The 22,381-nt window shown below is 67.1% G+C and carries 21 protein-coding genes; 9 read left to right on the forward strand and 12 right to left on the reverse strand.

Annotation, left to right across the window (positions count from 1 at the left end):
• Positions 1-15: 15 nt before the first annotated feature.
• Complete coding sequence (locus J0I42_RS07180) at positions 16-1,158, reverse strand: C45 family autoproteolytic acyltransferase/hydolase (RefSeq protein WP_291654137.1); 1,143 nt, start codon at positions 1,156-1,158, stop codon at positions 16-18.
• Positions 1,159-1,240: 82 nt separating this feature from the next.
• On the opposite strand from J0I42_RS07180, the gene J0I42_RS07185 reads away from it, so the two are divergent.
• Together J0I42_RS07185 and J0I42_RS07190 are read left to right on the forward strand one after the other, a co-directional pair.
• Entirely contained in the window at positions 1,241-2,128 is an 888-nt protein-coding gene (locus tag J0I42_RS07185; protein WP_291654138.1) for a GntR family transcriptional regulator, read from the forward strand.
• Between the two features lie 180 nt (positions 2,129-2,308).
• On the forward strand, positions 2,309-3,559 hold the full coding sequence (locus tag J0I42_RS07190) for an aminopeptidase (protein ID WP_291654139.1): 1,251 nt from the start codon (positions 2,309-2,311) through the stop codon (positions 3,557-3,559).
• A gap of 15 nt (positions 3,560-3,574) precedes the next feature.
• Here J0I42_RS07190 and J0I42_RS07195 read toward each other — a convergent pair whose 3' ends face one another.
• From J0I42_RS07195 to J0I42_RS07215, 5 genes are all read right to left on the reverse strand, one after another.
• Positions 3,575-4,612 carry a DmpA family aminopeptidase gene (locus J0I42_RS07195; RefSeq protein WP_291654140.1) on the reverse strand — a complete coding sequence of 346 codons (1,038 nt, stop codon included), beginning with the start codon at positions 4,610-4,612 and terminating at the stop codon, positions 3,575-3,577.
• A gap of 22 nt (positions 4,613-4,634) precedes the next feature.
• Entirely contained in the window at positions 4,635-5,603 is a 969-nt protein-coding gene (locus tag J0I42_RS07200) for an ornithine cyclodeaminase family protein (protein ID WP_291654141.1), read from the reverse strand.
• A gap of 300 nt (positions 5,604-5,903) precedes the next feature.
• Positions 5,904-7,316: a L,D-transpeptidase family protein gene (locus J0I42_RS07205; protein ID WP_291654142.1), complete on the reverse strand. Its 1,413-nt coding sequence runs from the start codon at positions 7,314-7,316 to the stop codon at positions 5,904-5,906.
• A gap of 198 nt (positions 7,317-7,514) precedes the next feature.
• Positions 7,515-8,468 carry an acetyl-CoA carboxylase carboxyltransferase subunit alpha gene (locus tag J0I42_RS07210; RefSeq protein ID WP_291654143.1) on the reverse strand — a complete coding sequence of 318 codons (954 nt, stop codon included), beginning with the start codon at positions 8,466-8,468 and terminating at the stop codon, positions 7,515-7,517.
• 103 nt (positions 8,469-8,571) lie between these two features.
• Positions 8,572-9,339 (reverse strand): class I SAM-dependent methyltransferase, encoded by a 768-nt coding sequence (locus tag J0I42_RS07215; RefSeq protein ID WP_291654144.1) that lies wholly within the window; start codon positions 9,337-9,339, stop codon positions 8,572-8,574.
• A 140-nt stretch (positions 9,340-9,479) separates the two neighbouring features.
• On the opposite strand from J0I42_RS07215, the gene gloB reads away from it, so the two are divergent.
• Genes gloB through J0I42_RS07230 form a run of 3 tightly spaced genes read left to right on the forward strand, consistent with a single transcriptional unit; the run spans position 9,480 to position 11,468 of the window.
• Positions 9,480-10,244: a hydroxyacylglutathione hydrolase gene (gene gloB, locus J0I42_RS07220; RefSeq protein WP_291654254.1), complete on the forward strand. Its 765-nt coding sequence runs from the start codon at positions 9,480-9,482 to the stop codon at positions 10,242-10,244.
• Positions 10,245-10,252: 8 nt separating this feature from the next.
• A complete protein-coding gene (locus tag J0I42_RS07225; protein ID WP_291654255.1) occupies positions 10,253-10,708 on the forward strand; it encodes a cupin domain-containing protein in 456 nt (151 codons plus the stop codon).
• Position 10,709: 1 nt separating this feature from the next.
• On the forward strand, positions 10,710-11,468 hold the full coding sequence (locus J0I42_RS07230; protein WP_291654145.1) for a GNAT family N-acetyltransferase: 759 nt from the start codon (positions 10,710-10,712) through the stop codon (positions 11,466-11,468).
• Between the two features lie 103 nt (positions 11,469-11,571).
• Here the strand turns inward: J0I42_RS07230 and J0I42_RS07235 are convergent, their stop codons facing one another.
• Entirely contained in the window at positions 11,572-12,027 is a 456-nt protein-coding gene (locus J0I42_RS07235; RefSeq protein WP_465247657.1) for a DUF2938 domain-containing protein, read from the reverse strand.
• 207 nt (positions 12,028-12,234) lie between these two features.
• Between J0I42_RS07235 and J0I42_RS07240 the strand changes: the two genes are divergently transcribed.
• From J0I42_RS07240 to J0I42_RS07255, 4 genes are all read left to right on the forward strand, one after another.
• Complete coding sequence (locus J0I42_RS07240; protein ID WP_291654147.1) at positions 12,235-13,329, forward strand: ROK family protein; 1,095 nt, start codon at positions 12,235-12,237, stop codon at positions 13,327-13,329.
• Positions 13,330-13,542: 213 nt separating this feature from the next.
• Positions 13,543-16,164, forward strand: a complete 2,622-nt coding sequence (locus J0I42_RS07245; RefSeq protein WP_291654148.1) for a DUF3772 domain-containing protein — start codon at positions 13,543-13,545, stop codon at positions 16,162-16,164.
• A gap of 4 nt (positions 16,165-16,168) precedes the next feature.
• Positions 16,169-16,693 (forward strand): CAP domain-containing protein, encoded by a 525-nt coding sequence (locus J0I42_RS07250; RefSeq protein WP_291654149.1) that lies wholly within the window; start codon positions 16,169-16,171, stop codon positions 16,691-16,693.
• Positions 16,694-16,854: 161 nt separating this feature from the next.
• Positions 16,855-18,081, forward strand: coding sequence for a winged helix-turn-helix domain-containing protein (locus tag J0I42_RS07255; protein WP_291654150.1), 1,227 nt, complete (start codon positions 16,855-16,857; stop codon positions 18,079-18,081).
• On the opposite strand, the gene mutT is transcribed toward J0I42_RS07255, so the two are convergent.
• The 5 genes from mutT to J0I42_RS07280 all read right to left on the reverse strand — a co-directional run bounded on the left by mutT (position 18,047) and on the right by J0I42_RS07280 (position 22,142).
• On the reverse strand, positions 18,047-18,463 hold the full coding sequence (mutT, locus tag J0I42_RS07260; RefSeq protein ID WP_291654256.1) for an 8-oxo-dGTP diphosphatase MutT: 417 nt from the start codon (positions 18,461-18,463) through the stop codon (positions 18,047-18,049). The genes J0I42_RS07255 and mutT overlap by 35 nt on opposite strands.
• Entirely contained in the window at positions 18,460-18,975 is a 516-nt protein-coding gene (locus J0I42_RS07265) for a carboxypeptidase regulatory-like domain-containing protein (protein WP_291654151.1), read from the reverse strand. Before J0I42_RS07265 ends, mutT begins: the two co-directional genes overlap by 4 nt.
• Entirely contained in the window at positions 18,972-19,901 is a 930-nt protein-coding gene (locus J0I42_RS07270; protein WP_291654152.1) for a DMT family transporter, read from the reverse strand. Before J0I42_RS07270 ends, J0I42_RS07265 begins: the two co-directional genes overlap by 4 nt.
• Positions 19,882-21,132 (reverse strand): bifunctional glutamate N-acetyltransferase/amino-acid acetyltransferase ArgJ, encoded by a 1,251-nt coding sequence (gene argJ, locus J0I42_RS07275; RefSeq protein ID WP_291654153.1) that lies wholly within the window; start codon positions 21,130-21,132, stop codon positions 19,882-19,884. The genes J0I42_RS07270 and argJ overlap by 20 nt, the downstream gene beginning before the upstream one ends.
• Positions 21,133-21,293: 161 nt before the next feature.
• Positions 21,294-22,142, reverse strand: a complete 849-nt coding sequence (locus J0I42_RS07280; RefSeq protein WP_291654154.1) for a peptidylprolyl isomerase — start codon at positions 22,140-22,142, stop codon at positions 21,294-21,296.
• Positions 22,143-22,381 lie beyond the last annotated feature (239 nt).

Here is a 22,381-nt window from a genome sequence, read left to right on the forward strand (position 1 = left end):
CGCGGTTTGACCGGGCTATTCCGCCGCTTCGGCGAGCAGCACGGGATCCTCGGTCAGGCTGTAGCGAGTGAAGACGCGGTTCTGGGCCGGCAGCGGCGCGACCTCCATGATCCCCTTCGCCGGCTGCATGATCACCATGGCGACGGTGGCCGAGAGATTGCCGGCCTCGTTCGGGCGGACCGGGCGGCAGACCGAGTGAGGCGCGAGGAAGTCGTCGAAGAAGGCCTGCTTCAGGTCATTGACGGTCAGCTTGCGGCCGGCTTCGTCGAGCAGCTTGCGGACGCGCCAGTCGCGATAGAAGCTCTCCGGCACGCGCGGGATGCCGGTGTCCCTGATCTTGGTCAGCGCGATCTGCCCGACCCAGTGGTTGGCGTGCACGATCATGCCGTCCTGCGGATAGAGCGGGAAAGCCTCGTCCGGGGCACATTCGAAATCGATGCCGAAGCCCTTCACGGTCGAGAGCATCATGTTGTTCGAGCAGGCCTTGGGCGTCGTCGCCACGGCCTTGATCGCGAAGGCGAGATGCTCCTGCTCCAGCACTTTGCGCCGGATCAGGGCGAGCGGCACGCCAGCCTGCGTGAAGTCACGCTCGGATTCGAGATAATTGGCGGTGATCGAGATGCCGGCCGCGTTCATCCCGCAGCGGGCGAGGCCGCCGGCCTCGACGAAGGTCAGGAAGTCGGGACCGTCGGTACGGCGCACGCGCAGGACGATCGCCGTTTCCGCGCACTCGGCCTTCCAATCCCAGTTCTGGCCGTGGATCAGCTCGCCCGAGGCGCTGCGCTCCGGCAGAATGATCGCGCCGGTGCAGCCGTCGTCGAGTTCCTCCTGGGCCTCGATCGGCTTATTCTTGACGAGGCGGGCCTTGGCGATGACCTCGGTGCGGGCATTGACCATGACGATGTCCTCGAGCGTGACACCGGCGCCGTCGGCGATGCCGCGCATCTCCTCGATGTAATGCGCGCCGAAAGCCTCGATCTCCCGCGCGAACTCGGCGATCAGCGCCGATTTCGCCTTGGCGTCGTAACCGATCTCGCCAAGCTGGCCGCCATAGAGCTCGATCGAGCGCTTGACCCGCTGCGGCACGGCTGCGCCGTGCTGGCGGCCCCGCTCATAAGGCGTGCCCGACACATCGACGAAGGGGCAGGGCTGGACCATGGCGCACATCTTTCCGGTATGCTGACGAGAGATCGTGCTGTATTGTATTTCATCATCAACTAAAACAATCAAGGGCCTTCCGATGACGGCGCCGACCCGGCTGCAACAGGAGATTGCCGACCGCATCCTGCAGCTCGTGCGCGATGACGCGCTGGCGGCCGGAGCCTGGCTCAACGAGAACGCGACTGCTCGCCGGCTCGGCGTGTCGCGCACCCCGGTCAGGGCAGCGCTGGATCATCTCGCCGAGCAGGGCGTGGTGCGCCGGCATCTCAACAAGGGCATCGAGATCGTCAGCCTGCCGGCGGCGAGCGACAGCGCCCGGACGCCGGAGACGGTCGATCTCGCGATGGTCAGACTTGCGCACGAGCGCGAGAACGGTTTGCTCCCGGACGAGTTTTCCGAACTGGAGGTGATGCGTCGTTACGATCTCGGCCGACCGGAGGCGCAAAAGCTGCTCGCCCGGCTGGCCGATCTCGACATGGTCGAGCGCAAGCCGGGTTATGGCTGGCGCTTCCTGCATGAGCCGCGGGATCAGCGTCTGCGCGACGAGTGCTACCGTTTCCGCCTGCTGATCGAGCCGATGGCGATGCTCGAACCCGGCTTCAAGCTGGAGCCCGGCTGGATCGCCGAGATGCGGGCGCGGCATGTCGAGGCGCTGGCACGGCCGTGGCGGGAATCGTCGAGCATCGCCTTCTACGAGATGAATGCCGATTTCCACGAGGGCCTGGCAGCGGCCACGGGCAACCGCTTCTTCCATTCGGCAATGCGGCGCCAAAATCAGCTCCGGCGCCTGTCGAACTATGACTGGGACCAGGGCATGGAGCGCGTCCGCGTGAACTGCTCCGAGCATATGACCATGCTCGATCATCTGGAGACAGGCGAAAACGAGGTCGCCTCGGCGCTGATGCGCAGCCATCTGCTGCGCGCAAGCAAGCTCAGGCGAATGAGCAAGCTGGAGGAGGGGAAGTAGGGCAGCGGCGTGTGGAGACCTGTGCCGTCATTCCGGGGCATTGCGCAGCAATGAGCCTGGAATGACGGCGCTCTTTCTCTATCGCTGCTCTCGGATGGCAGCCCTGCCGTCACGGCGGTTGACCCGGCGACGATTTGGGCCAGCAATGGCTGCCATCCCGAATCCGACAGGTCGCGTGCCATGACTATCCATCAGCCTCCGCAAGCCATCGATCCCGCCCAGCTCGACAAGCTGGCCGAGGTCGCGATCCGCGTCGGCCTGAACCTCCAGCCGGGGCAGGACCTGTTCCTGACGGCGCCGGTCGCGGCGCTGCCGCTGGTCCGGCTGATCGCCGCGCACGCCTACAAGGCGGGCGCAGGCATCGTCACGCCGATGCTGGCCGACGAGGAGGTGACGCTGGCGCGCTATCGCTTCGCGCCGGATGCGAGCTTCGACAAGGCCCCCGCCTGGCTCTACAAGGGGGTCGCCGAGGCCTTTTCCGCGAATACCGCGCGGCTTGCCATCGTCGGCGACAATCCGATGCTGCTGGCGAACGAGGATCCCGCCAAGGTCGGGCGCGCCAGCAAGGCCAATTCGCTGGCTTATCAGCCGGCGCTGGAGAAGATCGCCGGTTTCGACATCAACTGGAACATCCTGGCCTATCCGAGCGCGGCCTGGGCTCGCCAAGTGTTTCCTGACGATGCCGAGGAGGTTGCCGTCGGCAAACTGGCGGAGGCAATCTTCTCGGCCTCCCGGATCGATCAGGCCGATCCGGTCGCGGCCTGGGCAGCGCATAACGCGGCCTTGCGGGCGCGGCGCGACTGGCTGAACGGCCAGCGCTTCGCCTCGCTGCATTTCACCGGGCCGGGAACCGATCTAACCGTCGGGCTGGCCGATGGCCATGACTGGCAGGGCGGTGCCTCGCCGGCCAAGAACGGTATCGTCTGTAATCCGAACATCCCGACCGAGGAGGTTTTCACGACCCCGCATGCGCGCCGGGTCGAGGGGCATGTGTCGAGTACCAAGCCGCTCTCCTATCAGGGCTCACTGATCGACGAGATCCGCGTGCGTTTCGAGGGTGGGCGGATCGTCGAGGCCAAGGCGTCGCGCGGTGAGGCGGTGCTCAACAAGGTGCTCGATACCGACGAGGGCTCGCGCCGGCTTGGCGAGGTCGCGCTGGTGCCGAATTCCTCGCCGATCTCGAAGAGCGGCATCCTGTTCTACAACACGCTCTTCGACGAGAACGCGTCCTGCCATATCGCGCTCGGTCAATGCTATTCGAAATGCTTCGTCGACGGCGCGAACCTGACGCCGGAGCAGATCGCGGCGCAGGGCGGCAACAAGAGCCTGATCCATATCGACTGGATGATCGGCTCCGGCGAAGTCGATATCGATGGCTTCCATGCGGACGGCAGCCGCATGCCGGTGTTCCGCAAGGGCGAATGGGCCTGAGCGGCCCGCACGGCTTCAGCCGGCGTTGGCTCTGAGCCAATCGCCCAGCGACGGGCGGTGATGCCCATCACGCCCGGTCGTGGCAGGGGCGGCGACCAGCGCGTTGAGCACGGCTTCCTGCGTCGCCTCGGCGGCGGCGCGGAAGAGCGTGTCGATGCGGTTCTCGTTGAGTGCGCGCAGCGGCACGAGGTCGGCCGGCTGATCGTGGTCGATCGGATCGGCGGTAGTGAAGGCAACCGCAATGTCGCCGCTGCCATTGCCCCAGAAGGCGCCGAGCCGGGCTAGACCGGCACCGCCCCGCCGCGCGACACGGTGAAGCTGCCGTGATTCCAATGGCACGTCGGTCGCTATAACCAGAATGACCGAGCCGCGTTCGGCATGCGGCTTGGCTTCCGGCGGAACCGGACGGCGGCCATCGGGCAGCACGAGATCGCCGGCATTGCCGAAATTGGCCAGCGCCAGAACACCGAGCATGTGCCCGGCGTCGTCGAGCGCGAAGCGGCGCGAGGCCGTGCCGATGCCGCCCTTGAAGCCGAAGGCGCTCATGCCGGTGCCGGCGCCGACCGCGCCTTCCGCGACGGGGCCGGAGGCCGCGGCGTCGAGCGCGGCGAAGGCATGAGCCTCCGTCAGCGCGCGGGCGCGAATATCGGAGAGATAGCCGTCATTGCATTCGAGCACAACAGGATTGACCGTGCCGGTCTGCCGGCCGATGTCGGGATTGGCGGCGAGCGCGCGCGTCACCAGTGCGTCGAATCCGGTGCCGACGCTCAGGGTATTGCCGAGCAGGAGCGGAGTCTCGATCTGGCCGAGCTCGGCGAGCTGCATCAGGCCAACGCTCTTGCCGAAGCCGTTGATGACGTCGACGGCAGCGCGGAGTTTCCGGCGAAACAGATTGCCGTCATGCGGCAGCAGCGCCGTGAAGCCGGTCCGCAGTTCGCCTTCGTTCAAGGTGAAATGGCCGAGCTTGATGCCGGGCACGTCGGTGATCGCATTGAGCGGGCCGGGCTGCAGGATGCCGCAGGTGAGGCCGAAATCGCGAAGGCGCTGAGTCATGGCTTAGTCCGATACGGCGAGATCAGCGCGGGAGGATGGTGCCGAGCCCCCGCGCCCGGGCCTTCCCGACGGCGAGATGGGCGAGCGCGAGATCGGCGAGCGCGACGCCGCGAAAGCAGAAGAGGGAACGGCCGGCCGGCGCGGTCGGATGCGGGGCGGCGGCGAGCTCCGAGAGGTCATGGCCGAAAACGACGGTCGTGACCGGATTGCCAGCGGCGTCGTAAGGCGCCTGTGATTGTTCCAGGCTGTCGGTCGCGAGGACGTCGAAGGCCGGCAACGCCTCCGGCAGCCAACTCCGGCCGGTGTCGACTGCCGCGGCGAAGGCGACGGGCTTGAGGCGGCGAGCATCAAGGAAGGGCGTCATGCCGGGGCCGCCCGGCACCATCGAGATCACGATATCGCTCTGCGCCAGCAGTGTATCGGCATCGTCGAGCACCTGTGCCGCGAGGCCGGTCGCGCGCGCGGCTTCCGCGAGGCGCTCGGCCGAGGCGCGGCTGCGGCTCATGGTCAGTGCCGTCGTGAGGCCCGGATAGAGCGCGCGGAAGGCGGCGAGATGGGCATGGGCCTGCAAGCCGCAGCCGACGAAGCCGATCGTGCGGGGCCGCGGCGGGGCAAGGCGGGATGCAGCGGCGGCGGTGATCGCGGCGGTACGGATCAGGGTGATCTCGTCGCCGTCGATGATCGCGCGCGGCATCCCTGTCGCATAGTCGTTCATACAGATCAGAGCGCTGACGGCAGGCAGGGTCGAGCCTGCGGCGACCGGGGCCATCGCGACCCATTTCACCGTGGCGATCTGACGCGCGGAGGAGGCAGCCGTCATCGCCTGGAATCCGTGGCCCGGTCCGAGCGTCAACGCCGTCTTCGGGATGCTCCGGTCCAGCCCTGCGGCGTAATCGCGAAAGCTCTGCAGGACGGCTTCGCGAGCTTCGCCGGGCGAGATCGCCAGCGCCCGGACGTCGTCGCGCGAAAGGTAAAGCAAACTATCGCTCATCAGGGATTCTCCTTGACGTCGGCGGCATCCGAAGCGGCCTGGAAGCCCGGATACAGACTGGTCGCAGCGGCGTCGAGGCGACCGTCGAACTGGCGCCATGGCCGGGCATCCCGGACAGCGCCTGGGCGCCTAGCCGAATTCGGAGATTGTCCGCCGCGGGAGGGCTTGGCACGACGTCCGCCGATCGCGTGCTGCCAAAACGAAACAGCCCTCCGGGGCTTCGCGTCTGCGAAGAGATCGTTGCTCTTATCTGCAGGCCCGTGGCAATTAAGCCACGCTACCTGCATGCTCCGCTACCGGTCAGCGCTGCGTCGGCTGACTGGCATAGGCCGCAGTCGACTGGTCGAGGCTGGAGGTCCTGAGGCCGCTGGCACGGCGAGGCGGAAGCGGGGCGCTGGTCGCGGTCGGTGCCGCCGGAACCGCCGACACGACCGGGACCGAGGCGGTGGTCATGCCCTGGTCAGCCGTGCCACCGAACACCGGCATGAAGCTCAGCGCGCGCTGCAAAAACGGCTTCTCCTCGGCGGGAACGACCGGGGTGGAGGAGGCGCTCGCGAGCACCGGGACCTGCTGGGCATTGCCCGGAGCGACCTTGGCGAGCTGCGTGGCGGCAGGCGCCGCCGGGCGTGGCGCCGCGGCGGGTTTGGCTTCCGCGGGCTTGACGACGGGCTCCTCGACGGGGGCCGCGGCGACCGCGGCGAGAACCGCGTCGTTGTCGGCGGAGGCGGCGCGCACGGTCGCCTTGGCCTTGCCGGTATTGTCGAGAACGACGACGCGCGGGCCGATGGCGAGCGCATCCTGGCGGCTGATGCCGACATCCCGCGACGCCCAGGAGGCCGAGCGGTTCAGGGCATCGGCGCCGTTGGAGGCGAGCGCCCGCTTGAAGGAGGCATGCTGGTCGCCGTCGTCATAGATCAGCTTGATCGCCGGCGTACCCTTGGCGACGAGCGCAGCAACCTGGACCTCGTCCTCACGGCGCTTCTCGGCGACGGCGGCCGGAGCCTGGCCACCGTTGAAGACATAGCGGCCCCCGGCGACGGACACGGCCGGCTCGTCCCTGGTGACCTCGAAATAGTCCGAGCCTTCCTTCAGATTCTTCCAGAAGGCGATGTTGGGGTCGAGCCGGTGCTTGGCCAGATTCTGCGCGGTCATCCGGAAGGGGTAGGCCTGCATCTGTACGGCGCGCTGGCCGGCGTTCTGAGCCTCGCGCACCAGGGCGTAGATCTCGCCGATCTGGTCGTCCGTCATCGAATAGCAGCCGGCCGAGGAGCAGGCGCCGTGCACCATCAGATGCGCGCCGGTGCGGCCATAGGAGCGGTCATAGGCGTTGGGATAGCCCATGTTGAACGAGACGTAATAGGACGAGTTCGGGTTCATCTGCTGCGGCGCGATGGCATAGAAGCCCTCCGGCGCCATGCGATCGCCCTCGCGGATCTTCGGGCCTAGCTGGCCGGACCAGCGGCACATCGGGTAGGTCTTCAGCAGTGCGTATTGCCCGTCGGCCTTGCGCTTCCAGACTTCGAGCTCCGACTCCTTCTTGAAGGAGCGGATGATGATCGGCTGGTCCTTGCTCATGCCCTTCTCGGACATGAGCGCATAGGTCGCGCCCGGAATCGGGATGTTGTGCCGGGCGGAGCCGCGATAACGGTCCTCCTCGCAGGCAGCCAGCGTCAATGCAACAAAAGCCACGAGCGCGAGTTGCTTGATTGCCACGTCGTCAATCCCATCGAACGGCAGGCCGGGGCGCGACCTGTGACTTCGCAAGACGGCCAAATTGTGCCCGTCGACTCGTTTTAGATGCGTTAGCCTTGAGGGTTCCTTACCATAGGCTTCACGCGTCTGGCCACATGGTCAACGCAAGGTAAAGGAACCTTGCCTTCGCGTATGCGAGATATCCCGCTCCCGCATTGCTCAGAGATTGCGGCCGATCGCGAGGAATTTGTCGGAGCGCTTGTTGACGATGTCTTCGGCGCTTAGACCGGCGAGATCGCCCAGCGCGGCGGAGATGGCGTCGCCGGCGCGGTTGATCGAAGCCTGGCCGTCGCGATGGGCGCCGCCGGTCGGCTCCTGCACGATCCGGTCGATGATGCCGAATTTCAGCAGGTCCTGCGCCGTGATCTTCATGCCGGTCGCGGCGTCCTGGGCACGCGCGGTGTCGCGCCAGAGGATCGAGGCCGCGCCTTCCGGCGAGATCACCGAATAGATCGCATGCTCCATCATCAGCACGCGGCTGGCGGCGGCGATCGCGATCGCGCCACCCGAGCCGCCCTCGCCGATGACGAGTGCGACGCTGGGGCTGCGCAGGCCGAGCCAGGCTTCGGTCGAGCGGGCGATGGCCTCGGCCTGACCGCGTTCCTCCGCCTCGATTCCCGGATAGGCGCCGGCGGTGTCGACGAAGCTCAGTACCGGCAGGCCGAAACGGTCGGCGAGTTCGGTCAGACGTACGGCCTTGCGGTAGCCTTCGGGCTTGGGCATGCCGAAATTGTGCCGGATTCTGGTCTCGGTCGAGTCGCCCTTTTCCTGGCCGATGACGCAGACGGGTTCGCCGCGGAAGCGGCCGAAGCCGCCGACGATGGCCTCGTCCTCGCCGAAGGCGCGGTCGCCGGCGAGCGGGGTGAACTCGGTGATCAGCCCGGCGCAGTAATCCTTGAAATGCGGGCGCTGCGGATGGCGGGCCACCAGCGTCTTCTGCCAGGGCGTCAGCGCCGCATAGAGCTCTTTCAGCGCCTGGCTGGCGCGGGCGTCGAGCTTGCCGATCTCCTCGGACAGGGAGATGCCGTCGCCGCGCGCCTCGAGGGCCCGCAACTCGTCCGCCTTCGCCTCCAGCTCGGCGACCGGTTTCTCGAAATCCAGATAGCTACGCATCGTGATCCAGTTCAAATTCCGCGCCAGGAGCGGGCGGAGCGGCGGTTTACAGCGAAACCGGGCTTGAAAAGCGCCGGACCTTGTCCGCGCCCCGGTGAAATTGTCAACCCGTCCGTGGCTTCGCAGTCGGGTTTGCCGCACGCGGTGTCGGCGTCGGTTGCGGCAGCAGGACGGGTCTCAGCGCGAAGCTGCGTCGTGTCGCGCGCAAGGGCGCGCGCCGGTAGAACTGCTTGGTCGCGTCGATGATATGGACGCCGGCGAAGGGCAGTGACAGGCCCGCGCCGATCTGCTCCCAGGCGAGGGCCGAGCGCATCAGCAATCGCCTTTGCAAGGGCGGGACGTAGAGCGCCTCGGTCCAGTGCTCGGGCGAGAATTCGGCGCCGCGCATCAGCGCCGAGAGCTGGCGACGGCTGAAGGGGCGGCCCTGGCCAAAGGGCGTGCCGTCCATCCGGGCCCAGAGTCCGCGCCGGTTCGGCACGACGAGGATCATCCGCCCTCCGGGATTGAGCACGCGCGAAACCTCTTCCAAGAGGTCGTCCGGGCTTTCGGTCTCCTCCAGCGCGTGGACGAGCACGACCCGGTCGATCGAGGCGGTCGGCAAGGGCAGGAGCGTCGGCTCGACCAGGGCGGAGGCGGAGAGGCCGGGCGAAGGCCAGTTCACCACGCCCTGCGCCGCCGGCATGAAGGCGATGGTCCGCTCGGCCTGCATGCCGAGCACGGAGAGGTAAGGCGTCGCATAGCCCAGGCCCAGCAGGCGCTGGCGCGCGCAATCAGGCCAGAAACGCAGCATAGTCCGGCCGATGAAGCGCCGGGCCACATGGCCGAGCGGGCTCGCATAGAAGGCACGCAGATCGACGACGTCCAGAGGCATGGCGCCTGACATGGAACGCGCGGCGCCCGAGCGCAAGGGCCGCCCTTTGGCGATGCCGGGTTGATCGATGGCCGGGCATGGCTCATGCAGGGCGTATGACCGCTCGCCGTTCCGGTGGGCCGACCCTGCCGGAGGAAGCCATGCCGCTCGACCTTCACGTCTTCCGCACGCTCAACGACAATGCGGGCGCGCTGCTCCACGACCCCGCCAGCGGGGCCTGCGCGGCGATCGACGTGCCCGATGCCGGGGAGATGCTCGCCGCCGCCAGGGCCAGGGGCTGGACGATCAGCGACATCTTCATCACCCATGCCCATCACGATCATACCCAGGGCGTCGCCGAGGTGAAGCAGGCGACGGGCGCCCATGTCATCGGCCCGGCCGACGCGCGGACGAGCGCGCCGCTCGACCGGGTTGTGGGTGAAGGCGACACCATCAGCTTCGGCGGCGAGAGCTTCGAGACATGGCATACGCCCGGCCATTCCGACGGGCATCTCAGCTTCGTCGGGCGTGGCGCCAAGCTCGCACTGGTGGGCGATGTCGTCTTCGTGATGGGCTGCGGGCGCGTCCAACCCGGCCAGATGGACAGGATGTGGGCCTCGCTCTCGCGCCTGATGGCGCTACCCGGCGACACGCGTCTCCTTGGCGGCCATGACTACACCTTGTCCAACGCTCGCTTCGCCCGCTCGGTCGATTCCGCGAACGAGGCGCTCAAGGCGCGCTTCGCCGAGGCCGAGAAGGCCAAGGCCGAGGGCCGTTTCTGGGCGCTGACCACCGTGGCCGAGGAGCAAGCGTCCAATCCGTTCTTCCGCGCGGCCGAGCCGGCGCTGGCGAAGGCGGTGGGGCTTGCCGGTGCCGCACCGGGCGAGGTCTTCGCGGCTCTACGCGAAGCCAAGAACCGGTTCTGACCATGGCGATGCGGCTGGACGGGCTGACCGCGGCGGAGGTCATCCGCCTGCTCGACCTCAAGCCCCATCCCGAAGGCGGCCATTATCGGGAGACCTTTCGCGATCCGGCCGGGCCCGAGGGGCGGGGCTTCTCGACCGCGATCTATTATCTGCTCGACGCCGGCGAGACTTCGGAGTGGCATCGCGTCGACGCCGCCGAGATCTGGCACCATTATGCTGGCGCGCCGCTGGTCATCACCGTCTCGCCCAACGGGCACGACGCCTCCGCCCATCATCTCGGCACCGAGCTCGCCGCCGGGCAGCGGCCGCAATTCGTGGTGCCGGCCGGCTGGTGGCAGAGCGCGACCTCGCTCGGCGCCTGGACGCTGGTCGGCTGCACGGTCGCGCCGGGTTTCGAATTCAAAGGTTTCGAGATGGCGCCGCCGGGCTGGCGACCGACACCGCGCAAGCCATCCGGGGGATAGGATGCCGACGAAAACGGAAGATAGCGAACTCGTGCTCGGCTGCGAGCGGCGCATCATCAATGCCTGGCCGGCGCTGTCGACGCTGATCGTCGGCGACTGGGTGCTGCGCTTCGCCAACGGCTATTCGGGGCGGGGCAATTCGGCGACGCCACTCAGCTATGGCGCGGAGCTCGACGCCAGGATGCTCGACCTGATCGAGGAGCTCTACCGCGCCGACGGGCTCACTCCCGCGATCCGCCTGACGCCGCTGGTGGCCGACGCGGCGCGCGCGGCGGTTCTGGAGCGGGGTTACCGGGTCAAGGACAGGTCTTTCGGCCAGATCGCGCCGCTTGCCGGCCTGCCGCCTTCCGAGGAGCCGGAACTGCAGATCGAGGCGCGGCCGAGCCAGGAATGGACGGCCGGTGTCGCCGCTCTCCAGAGCGGCAACAAGACCCATGCCGGCAATCTCGGGGCGATCATCGAGAAGGTCCGGCTGCCGGCGGCCTTCGCGAGTTGGCTGGTCGAGGGCGAGGCGGTCGCCTTCGGCATGAGTGTGGCCGAGCGCGGCATGGCCGAGATCGGCCTGATCTGCGTCCATCCCGGACATCGCGGCCATGGCTACGGCCGGAAGATCGTAAGAGGGCTGATGGGCTGGGCTGCGGCGATGGATTGCCAGAGCGCCTATCTGCAGGTCGAGCAGAGCAATGCGGTGGCGATCAACCTCTATGGCAGCCTCGGCTTCCGCGAGCTCTATCAATACGAGACGCGCATCCTGGATTAGGGCGTCATTCTCGGGCTTGACCCGAGAATCTCAGGCCGGAGGAGGTGCTGGAGCCTCCGTGTCACGAGATGCCCGGGTCAAGCCCGGGCATGACGAGGGTCGGTTACTGCGTCAGCAGCGCGGTGCCGTAAAGGCCGATGGCGAAGAGCGTGTGGCTGACGAAATTGAGCAGCCGAATCTGGTTTGCGTTCGGTTTCTTCGAGGCGGCGACGCCCATGCCCATGCCCGGCTGCAGGATGAACCAGCCGCAACCGATCGTCGCCCAGCCGACGATGAGCGCCGGCAGGAAGGTCGGATTGCGGACCCAGCCGGCGTCGGCGATCGCCAGCACGATTCCGGCGAAGGCGATGCCGACGAGATAATGGCAGATCCAGCCGATCGCGAGCTCGCCGGCGACAGGTTCTGACTTCGCGATATCGTCATGCCAGACGCGCCCGCGCGGCAGATGGGCGAACCAGCGGCCGGGCATTGCCCAGTTCGGCTTGGGGAATCCGAAGAGGCGCAGGAACTGAGCCCAGATATCAGTGAGCGCGGTCGCTCCGACGCCGATGACGATCATCCGCAAGATCAGATCCGCCACGTTCCATCTCCCGGCTGCATCGATGCGGTTCGCCCCTGTTGGAGCGGCGTTCGCGACGATGGTCAACCCGCCGCAATGATCCGGTTACGCGCGGGCGGGCTGCATGAGGCGCATCGACCCGCGGGGGAACCGCGGCCGGTTCCGGGGGGTTGGCTCCGCTGATCCATGTCGAACAGGGGGAATACCATGGCCACGGCAACCGCCGAGACGTCACGCAGCGCGGTCAAGGCTGCGACAGGGCCGCATGGCGCCGCCGAGCTGCCCTCCGTCGTGGTGACCAGCTACAATCTGGAAGTTCGCGACGAAGATGGTTTCGTCGGCGACAAGGCGAGCCGGGGCGCCTTCATCGAGCATCTCGATGCGCTGCGCGGCCATCTGAAGCGCAACGGCAACGATCCCCTGAAGGGCAAGACGGCTGAAATCGGTAAGAAGGAACTCGACGCGCTGCTGCAGGACGGCGATGCTCGGGAGGCCGTGCTCGTGCTCAGCGCCATCGAGGGCTTCGCACAATCTCTCGCCTTCGTCATCCGTCGCTTCACAAGGCTGAAGAGCTGGGCCGAGATCGAGCGCATCGTGGTCGGTGGCGGCTTTCGCGAGAGCCGCGTCGGCGAACTCGCGATCGCGCGTGCCGCGATCATTCTACGGGCCGACGGGCGCGATCTCGATCTTGTCCCGGTGAGCCATCATCCGGACGAGGCCGGGTTGGTCGGCAGCGCTCATCTCGCGCCAAAATGGATCTTCGAGGCTTATGACAGCCTCGTCGCCGTCGATATCGGCGGTTCGAACATCCGTGCCGGCATCGTCGAGCTTCGGCAGAAGAAGGCGCCCGACCTCAGCAAGGCACGGGTCTGGAAATCCGAACTCTGGCGCCATGCCGATGAGGAGCCGAGCCGCGACGAGGCGATCAAGCGGCTGGGCAAGATGCTGCGCGAGCAGATCGGGGACGCCGGGAAGGCCGGCTTGCGTGTCGCCCCCTTTATCGGTGTCGGCTGTCCGGGGTTGATCGAACCCGACGGCACCATCGATCGTGGCGCGCAGAACCTGCCCGGCAACTGGGAAAGCAGCCGCTTCAACCTCGTCAACAGCATCCGTGCGCTCGTGCCGGAGATCGGCGAGCACGAGACCGAGGTCGTGATGCACAACGATGCCGTGATCCAGGGGCTCAGCGAGATGCCGGCGATGCAGGATGTCGAGAACTGGGCGGTGCTGACGATCGGCACCGGCCTCGGCAATGCGAGCTATCACAACCGTGCCAGGGCGAAGAGCAAGGGGCGCGATTGAACTGCATATGGTCGAAAACGGCGCATCCGCCATCTTCAGGTCGTGTTTTGCGGGGATGAGGCGACGGGGCCTGCCTCCCCGCCCCGTTCCGACCCAAGAATCCGGGAGCCCTTCGTGCCGGTCGAATTCCGCTCTTCATCTTGCCTTGTGCGCATCGCTGTGCGGAGGGTCGAGCCGGAGCCGAATCATCACAACGGGCAGGGCCGGATCGCCATGGCAGCGCGCAGGACGCGAGCGTCGTTTTCGAGCCTGCTGGGCGTCCTGACGATCGGCCTGATACTCGTCGCCATGGCCTTCGCGGTGGCGGGATCGGCCCAGGCCCAGGCGGCAGCGGAGCCAGGCAGCCTCCGCGCAAGGTTGGACAGCGTCCGCGCCGATCTCGCACAGATCGAGACGACGATGGCCTCGCCCAATCCCAGCGATGCCGAATTGCAACGGCAGCGTCTGCGCCTGCAGCCCTCGCTCGACCAGTTGCGTCTGATCATCGACGAGCAGGCGCCGAAGGTCGAACAGGCCAAGCTCCGGCTCGACCAGCTCGGCGCCAAGCCGGAGGCCGGCGCGCCGGCGGAGAGCGCCGAGATCGTCCGCGACCGCGAGGCGCGCGCCAAGTCATTTGCGGAGGCCGACGAGACGCTGAAGCTCGCCAAGGCCTCGCTGCTCCAGGCCGAGCAATTGCAGAGCAGCATCGGCGACAAGCGCCGGGAGATCTTCGCCAAGGAGCTGTTCGCGGCCGGCCCGTCCGTGGCGAATCCGGAGGTCTGGAGCAATGCGATCGCGACAGCGCCGGAAGACCTGCGCGCGTCCGGTTACATCTTCGGCGGCTGGCTCGAAGGCGTGAGCGAGGCCTTTTCCGGCACGCGCGGCACGGTGGTCGCGCTCGCCCTGATGGGTGCACTCCTGCTCTATCTGGCGCGAGCGCGCTATCTGCCGCGCTTCAAGGCGCGCTTCAGCAACACGCAGGATACCGGCAACCTGCACTGCCTCTATATTGCGCTCGCCCATATCGTCGCCGGCGCCGCGCCCCCGGTGCTCGCAAGCTGGCTGATTTACAAGGCCCTGAACACGACCGGGCTCCTGCCGCCGCGCATCCAGCCGGTGATCTGGGCGATCGTAGCCGGCCTCGCCTTCTTCGCCTTCGTGCAGGCTCTTGCCGATGCGCTGTTCGCGCCGTCGAGCCCGCAGCGGCGCCTGGTCAAGGTGATGGACCCGACGGCCCGCAGCGTCGTCTGGATCGCGAGTTCGCTCGCCGCGGTCATGTCGATCGGCAAGGTCTTCGAAGCCTGGCTGCAGGCGATCGCCGCAGGCCTCGCGATCTCGATCATCGTCAAGGCGTTCTTCGCCATCCTGTTCGCGCTTGCGCTGATCGCCGGGCTTTACCAGATCCGCGACGACGAGGAGGTCGAGCAGGAGGCGTGCCTCGGCCCCTATGTCCCGGTCGACGGCGCCAGCCTTGGACCGGTGCGCATCTTCGGCTGGGTCGTCGGTTTCGGCATCATCGCAGCGGCTCTGAGCGGCTATGTCATCTTTGCCGCATTCCTGGCCGAGCAGACGCTCTGGATCGGGATCGTCGCCTGCCTTTTCCTGCTGGCCTTCCAGTTCATCGATCTCGGTATTCCCCGCCTCTTCGGCGGCAAGGGCCGCTTCGCGCTCACGCTGAAGGCGGGCATGGGATTGCGCGCCGCCACGCTCGACAAGATCTCGGTCATCGGTGTCGGCGTGCTGAAGCTCCTGTTGATCGCGGTGACGGTCCTGCTCGTCCTCGCGCCCTGGGGGCTGGAATCGAGCGATTTCCTCGTTTCGCTCAGGGCCGCCTTCTTCGGCTTCCAGGTCGGCGGGGTTACCGTCTCGCTCTCGACCATCGTCGTCGGCGCGATCGTCTTCGCGATGGGCATCGGCGCAACGCGGGCGATGCAGCGCTGGCTCGAGAACCAGTTCCTGCCGACAACGACGCTCGATCCTGGCCTGCGCAATTCGATCACCACCGCCGCCGGCTATGTCGGCTATATCGCAGCGGCGGCGATCACGGTCACGGCCGTGGGCCTCAGCCTGGAGCGCCTGACACTCGTCGCCTCGGCTCTTTCCGTCGGTATCGGTTTCGGCCTGCAATCGGTGGTGTCGAACTTCGTTTCGGGCCTGATCCTGCTCTGGGAGCGACCGATCCGGGTGGGCGATCAAGTTCTGGTCGGCGACATCGAAGGCATCGTCAAGCGCATCAATGTCCGCTCGACGGAGATAGCGACCTTCGACCGGGCGACCGTGATCGTACCGAATTCGAATCTGATCTCAGGCGTGGTGCGCAACCGTGTCCGCAACGACCGGACCGGGCGCGTGCTGATCGCGCTCACGGTGCCGCGATCGCTCGATGCCGGCCAGGTCCGGGCGATGCTGTCCGAAGTCGCCTCGAACCATGGCGATGTCATGCAGAAGCCGCCGCCGGCGGTGATGTTCAAGAAGCTCGGCACCACGACGATGGATTTCGAGCTCGTCTGCGTCGTCAGCGATGTCGAGATCACCGGACGCGTCAACAGCGACCTCAATTTTGCGATCCACAAGCGCCTCGCCGAAATGGAGCCCGCCGCGGCCGTGCCCCAGTTGGTGGTGCGCGGGCTGGAAGGTGTCGAGCATTCACTCGGCAGTATCGCCGTGGCGGTTGGAGAGCGCGGGGGTGCACGCAGCCGCGTGAAGCGCGAACCGGCAAAGCCGGCGGCAGCCTCCCTGGAGCGCCATTCGCGCAAGACGGTCGCGGCGGAGGAGCCGGAAGAGGGGGAAGCGGAAACGAACAAGCCCGCTCCCGCCCCGGCGCCCGAGCCGGCCAAGGATGACAGCAAGGAATGATCGGATGCCCAGCCTTTTCCGCCGCGGCGCGGCCTCGCGCACGATGACCTGTCCGGCCGCGCTTGCCGGCGCGCTCGCTCTGCTGGGTATCGCCGGTTGTGCCGAGCCGCAGCGCCAGGGCCAGCCCGCCTTCTATCGCGATCTCGGCTCGGCTTCGGCGCAGGTCGATACGGAGCAGGCCCGGGCGATGATCTCGGCTTACCGGCTCAATGCGGGGCTTGGCGCTCTCGTGCTCGATCCCGCGCTGGTCGAGGCGGCCCGGCGCGAAGCTGCGGCCATGGCCGGCTCGGACAAGCCGGCACAGGCCGACGCGGTCAAGGCGCGCCTCGCGCGTGATGGCCAGCCGGGGGCAGAAGCCAATCTCTCTGCCGGGTATCGCCGCCTTGCCGAAGCCTTCTCTGGCTGGCGGGACTCGCCGCAGCACGATCGTGTCATGAAGGATGCGAAGGCCAAGCGGATGGGCATCGCCACGGCCTATGCGCCCGGTTCGAAATATCAGGTTTACTGGGCCCTGATCGTCGCCCCGTAGCTGTTGGCTGCTTCTGTGGCGCCGGGTCGGGCGTGAGCGGGCCCCGGTTGGTCGCGGGAGCGTCCGACCCGCGCATCACGTGCAGCACTCCCGCCAATCGCTGTCAGGTACAAGGCCCGCGGCCCCTTACGGGATGCCGCGAGCCCGGCTAGCTTGCCCGCATGCCCGCGCGATCCCGGAAGCCGATCTCCCTCCCTGTCGAACAGGCCCGCCGCCTCTGGCTCCATGCCCAGCGTCTCGACCAGCGTGACCCGTTCGGGGCTGGTCCGGACGCGGCGCGCGCCGCGATCGAGCATCTCGGTTATGTCCAGATCGACACGATCAACGTGATCGAGCGCTGTCATCACCACATCCTCTATGCCCGGATTCCGGCCTATCGCCGGGCCGATCTCGCGTATCTGCAATCGGTCGGGAAGAGCGTTTTCGAGTACTGGACGCATGCGCTGGCCTACGTGCCGACCCGTGACATCCGTTATTTCCTGCCGGCGATGAAGGCACATCGCGAGGAGCCGAAACGCTGGTCGGCGGTCGGTGCCCGCGAGGAGACGCGCAAGCTCCTGCGCCGCATCCGCAAGGACGGGGCGCTGTCGATCCGCGATATCGAGGAGGAGCTGATCGAAAAGGCGCATCTCTGGGCCAGCAAGAAGCCCTCCAAGGGGCTGCTGGAGCGCGCCTTCTACGATGGCGAGCTGGCGATTTCGGCGCGGGCCGGCATGGTCAAGACCTACGAATTGTTCGATCGGCATTTCCAGTGGGCGAAGAAGCCGACGCCGGCGAGCGAACGACAGATCACCGCTTACCTCCTCGACCGGGCGCTAAGGGCGCAGGGGCTGGTCAGCCTCGATTCGATCTGCCATCTCGACGCGCCTTCCAAGAAGGCGGTTGCCGAACTGATCGCGGCCCGCGTCAGGCGTCGGGAGCTTGTTCCCGTCGCGGTGGAGGGCGCCGGCAAGACGCAACACTGGGCCGACCCGGCTGCGCTGGAGTCGCTCCCCGCGCCGGACGAGACGCTGATCCATGTCCTCTCGCCCTTTGATCCGCTGATGATCCAGCGCAAGCGGGCGAAGCTCCTCCTCGACTATACCCATGTCTTCGAGGCCTATCTGCCGAAGGAGAAGCGGGTCTACGGTTATTTCGGCCTGCCGGTGCTGGCGGGCGAGCGCGTCGTTGCCGTGCTCGACCTGAAGACCGACCGGGCCGCCGGAAAACTCCTGATGCAGCAATGGACCTGGCTCGATGGCTGCGAAGAGCCCTCGCTGAAGGTGGCGATCGAGGAGGAATTGCAGCGCTTCGAGCGTTTCCAGCTCGCGCTCGAAGAGGGACAGGCCGCGGCGTTCGCCCCGCAGCAGCCGATCACGCTCCCAGAAGGTCGATCAGCGGCGGAATGAGCGGCTCGTCGGCCGGCGGCATGGCGAGATCGCGCAGTTTGCCGGGGCGGACCCATTTCAGCGCCTGACCTTCGCGGGACATGGCGGTGCCTTCCCAGCGTCGGCAGATATAGAGCGGCATCAGCAGGTGAAATTCGGGATAGGCGTAGCTCGCGAAGGTCAGCGGCGCGAGGCAATTCTCCTTCACCCCGATGCCGAGTTCCTCGGAAAGCTCGCGGATCAGAGCGGGTTCCGGCCGCTCGCCGGCTTCAAGCTTGCCGCCGGGGAATTCCCACAACCCCGCAAGCGCCTTGCCTTCCGGACGCTGCGTGACGAGGACGCGGTTGTCGGCATCGATCAGGGCGCAGGCGACGACGAGGAGCAGCTTCACAGGGGAACTCAGTTGCCGGAGAGGATGACCTGGACGGGCTCGGTTTCCTTGCCCGTCAGCGTGACGCTGTCATAGACCGAGCCGCCCTCGCGGGTGAAGGCCGTCTCTTCGCCCCAGATCACCTGCGTGGTCAGAAAATAGCTGCCCGGTGCCACCTTGTCGAAGGCGAAGCGGCCATTGGCCTCGGCCTTGGTCGTGCGGATGTATTCGGCATAGGCGGGGTCGACCTCGTCCTCGCGCGGATAGGCGCTGTGGGGCACGTATTTGGCCTTGCCGTAGAAATTGGCGAAGCGCTCGCGGGCGAAGGCCGTGGCGGGGACGAGGCGCACGACCTGGCCGGCGGCGTTCACGACGACGCCGCTCGGCTTGGTGCGGAAGGCATGGCCGACGATGATTCCGGTACCGGTCTTCTTGATGAAGGCGGCCTCCTCGGAGGAGAAGGCGACGGTCGCCGGCTTGCGGTCGACGCAGCCCGTGATGATGACGCCGGCCAGCAGCGTCGCCGCGACAATCCCGATCTTCATGCAGCCCCCGCCCGACGCGGCGCCATCGTCACCAGGAAGACGCCGGTCAGGATGATGCAGCCGGCGGCGATTTGCCGCAACTCCAGCGTTTCGCCGAGGACGAGCATGCCCATGACCGCAGCGACGGTCGGCACGAGATAGCCGGTCATCGCCGCTCGCGTCGGGCCGGCAGCGCGGATCAGGCGCATGAACACCGTCATCGGGATGGCCGTGCAGACGACCCCGAGCGCGAGCATGGCCGCCCAATGATTGCCGAGGGGGAGAAAGGCAGCCGGCCCCGCGAAGAGCAGCGCCAGAAGCGAGGCGCTGAGGCCGGAGACGACCTGCTGGCCGAGCGCGAGACGCATTGGATCGCCGGCCGGAGCCGGCACCGCCCGGACATAGATGTTGCCCGCCGCGTAGCTCAGCATGCTCGCGACCATCGCCAGGACGCTGAGGCTCGTGGCTCCGCCTTCGAAGAGGCGCGGTCCGATCAGCAGGGCGACGCCGGCAAGCCCGATCAGGATACCGCCGAGGCGCCGCCCGCTCAGGCGCTCCTCCGCGAAGATCAGGTGGGCGACGATGGCGGTGACCAGCGGGCCGGCCGCCTGGATCATCGCTGCCGGGCCACTGGCGAGCTGGATCAGGGCGTAGGCCGTCAGGATATTCGGAATCCAGCCATTGGTGGCGCCGAGGACCAGCCAGTGACAAATCTCGTGGCGCCGCGGCAGCGGGCTCTGGCCGAGCCAGCGCAGCCAGAGCGCGAGCGAGACCGCGCCGAGCAGGCCGCGCCCCGCCGCGATGGCGAAGGGCGAGACCTGTCCGCTCATCAGTTTGATGAACAGGAAGCTCGACCCCCAGAAAACCGAGGTGACGAGCAGATGGACGACGATGAAGCCGCGGCTCGGCTCCAGCGAGGCCTGAGCCTCAGGAGCGGTAGTCGCCATTGATCTCGACATAGGCCTTGGTCAGGTCGCAGGTCCAGACCGTGGCCTTGCCGCGTCCCAACCCGAGATCGGCGGTGATGACGATATTGTCGCCCTTCATGTAGTCGGAGACCGCGACCTCGTCATAGGACGGGGCGCGCGCGCCCTGCTTCGCCACGACGATATCGCCGAAGCCGATATCGAGCCTGTCGCGGTCGGCCGGTTCGCCGGCCTTGCCGACAGCCATGACGACGCGGCCCCAATTGGCGTCCTCGCCGGCGATCGCGGTCTTGACCAGCGGAGAATTGGCGATGGAGAGCGCAACGCGCTTGGCCGAGCGGGCGGAAGCCGCGCCGGTGACACGGACCTCGACGAACTTGCGGGCGCCTTCGCCGTCCTTGCAGACGAGATGGGAGAGCTCCAGCAGGATCGAGTTCAGCGCGCGCTTGAAGCCGGAGAGTCTGTTGTCGTTGATCTCGGTGATGGCGGGGACGCCGCGCGCCGCGGCTTTGCCCGTCGCGAAGAGCATCAGCGTGTCCGAGGTCGAGCTGTCGCTATCGACAGTGACCGCGTTGAACGAGCCTTTCACGCCCTTGGAGAGCAGGACCTGCAGCACGGGAGCGGCGATCGGCGCGTCGGTGAAGACGAAGGAGAGCATCGTCGCCATGTCCGGCGCGATCATGCCGGCGCCCTTGGCGATGCCGGCGATGACGACCTCCTGGCCGTCGATCTTGGCCTTGCGGGTCAGGGCCTTCGGGAAGGTGTCGGTGGTCATGATCGCGCGGGCGGCGTCGATCCAGGGACCGTCGGCAGCGCGCTTGGCGCATTCGTCGAGCACGCCCTTGAACTTGGTGGCGTCGAGCGGCTCGCCGATCACGCCGGTCGAGGCGATGAAAACCTCTTGCGGCTCGCAGCCGGCGGCCTTGGCGGCAATCTGGGCAGTGAGCTTGACCGCGTCACGGCCCTTCAGGCCGGTGAAGGCATTGGCGTTGCCGGAATTGACGACGACGGCGCGGGCCGAACCCTGCTTCAGATTTTCGCGGCACCAGTCAACCGGCGCAGAGGGGCATTTCGAGCGGGTGAAGACGCCGGCGACCTGCGTGCCTTCGTCGAGCAGCGCGAACCAGACGTCCTGGCGGCCCTTGTAGCGGATGCCGGCCTCGGCGGTGGCGAAGCGCACGCCCGGGATCGGAGGAACCTTGGGCTGGCGCTTTGGCGCGAGCGGGGAAACGGGGACATCCTTGCCGGCCATCGGACTTCCTCCTGCGGAGCGCTGCTGGAAAACCGGCGAATCGTCCTCGTCGCCGGGCAGCGCATCTCGTTCAAAAGCCCTCTGCCGCAGGCCGATGACGAAAACAAGAAGGGCGGCCGCAAGGGCCGCCCTCCAAAATCGCGCGAGACGGAGCGAAACGCTCAGTTCTTCTTCGGCTCGGCCGGCTTGGCGGCATCCGGGGCCGGGCTTGCCGGCTTGTCGAGACGCTCGACCTTAGCCTTCTCGCGCATGGCGAGGACGAGGTCCTGCTGGGCCTTGCGCTCGAGATACTGGTCGATCTGCGGCTTCACCGCGGCGAAATCCGGCAGCGGCTTGGAACGCTTGTCCTCGAGCTTGATGACGTGCCAGCCGAACTGGCTCTTCACTGGCTCGGAAACCTCGCCCTTCTTCAGCTTGAACGCGGCTTCGGCGAATTCCGGCACCATGCGGTCCTTGGTGAACCACCCGAGATCGCCGCCTTCCTTGCCCGAACCCGGGTCCTTGGAGAGTTCGGCCGCAACCTTGGCGAAATCCTCGCCCTTCTTCAGCCGCTCGACGGCCGCCTTGGCCTGCGCCTCGTCCTCGACGAGGATGTGGCGGGCATGGGCCTCTTCCTCGGGCGCCATCGCCTTGGTGGTGTCATCGAAGAGCTTCTTGGCGGCTTCCGGGGTGACGGCCTTCTTGCCCTCGCGCGTCAGGTATTCGTCGAGGAGCACCTTCTCGCGGTAATAGGCGAGGCGGGCGGCGAAATCGGGGGTGTCGCCGATCTTGGCCTCGGCCGCGGCCTTGGCGCCAAGCTTGAGGTCGACGAGATAGTTGATGACCTCGTCGCGCTTGCGCTCCTCGGGGAGCTGGGCGAGGCGCTCGCCGAGATCCTCGGTCGCGAGCTGGATGTCCTTCTCGGTGATGGCGATGCCGTCGACCTTGGCGACGACCTTGTCTGCCTGGGCGAAGGCCGGGCCCGCCAGCAGCGCGAAGCCGAGGACGGCGATGAAACGGGCTGAGCTCATGAATGACGGCCTTTCGTCGGAAACCGAGGCGGTTTGGCGGCTGCACTGCCCGATGAACGCGGCAAAGGCAAGGCGGTTCAGGCGATTGCGCCGGCCGATCACGCAGCTTTGCACCGGTCCCGATGCCGCAGCGTCGCATGATCTCAAGCACCGGCTCTTGGAAGCTGCCCGGAAAAACCCCACATCCGGAGCCGAATTCACTTGCCGTTTCACTGCCTGTTGGTCGAAACGCACGCTGG

It is taken from the genome of Allobosea sp. (assembly GCF_017308015.1).
GTDB lineage: Bacteria > Pseudomonadota > Alphaproteobacteria > Rhizobiales > Beijerinckiaceae > Allobosea.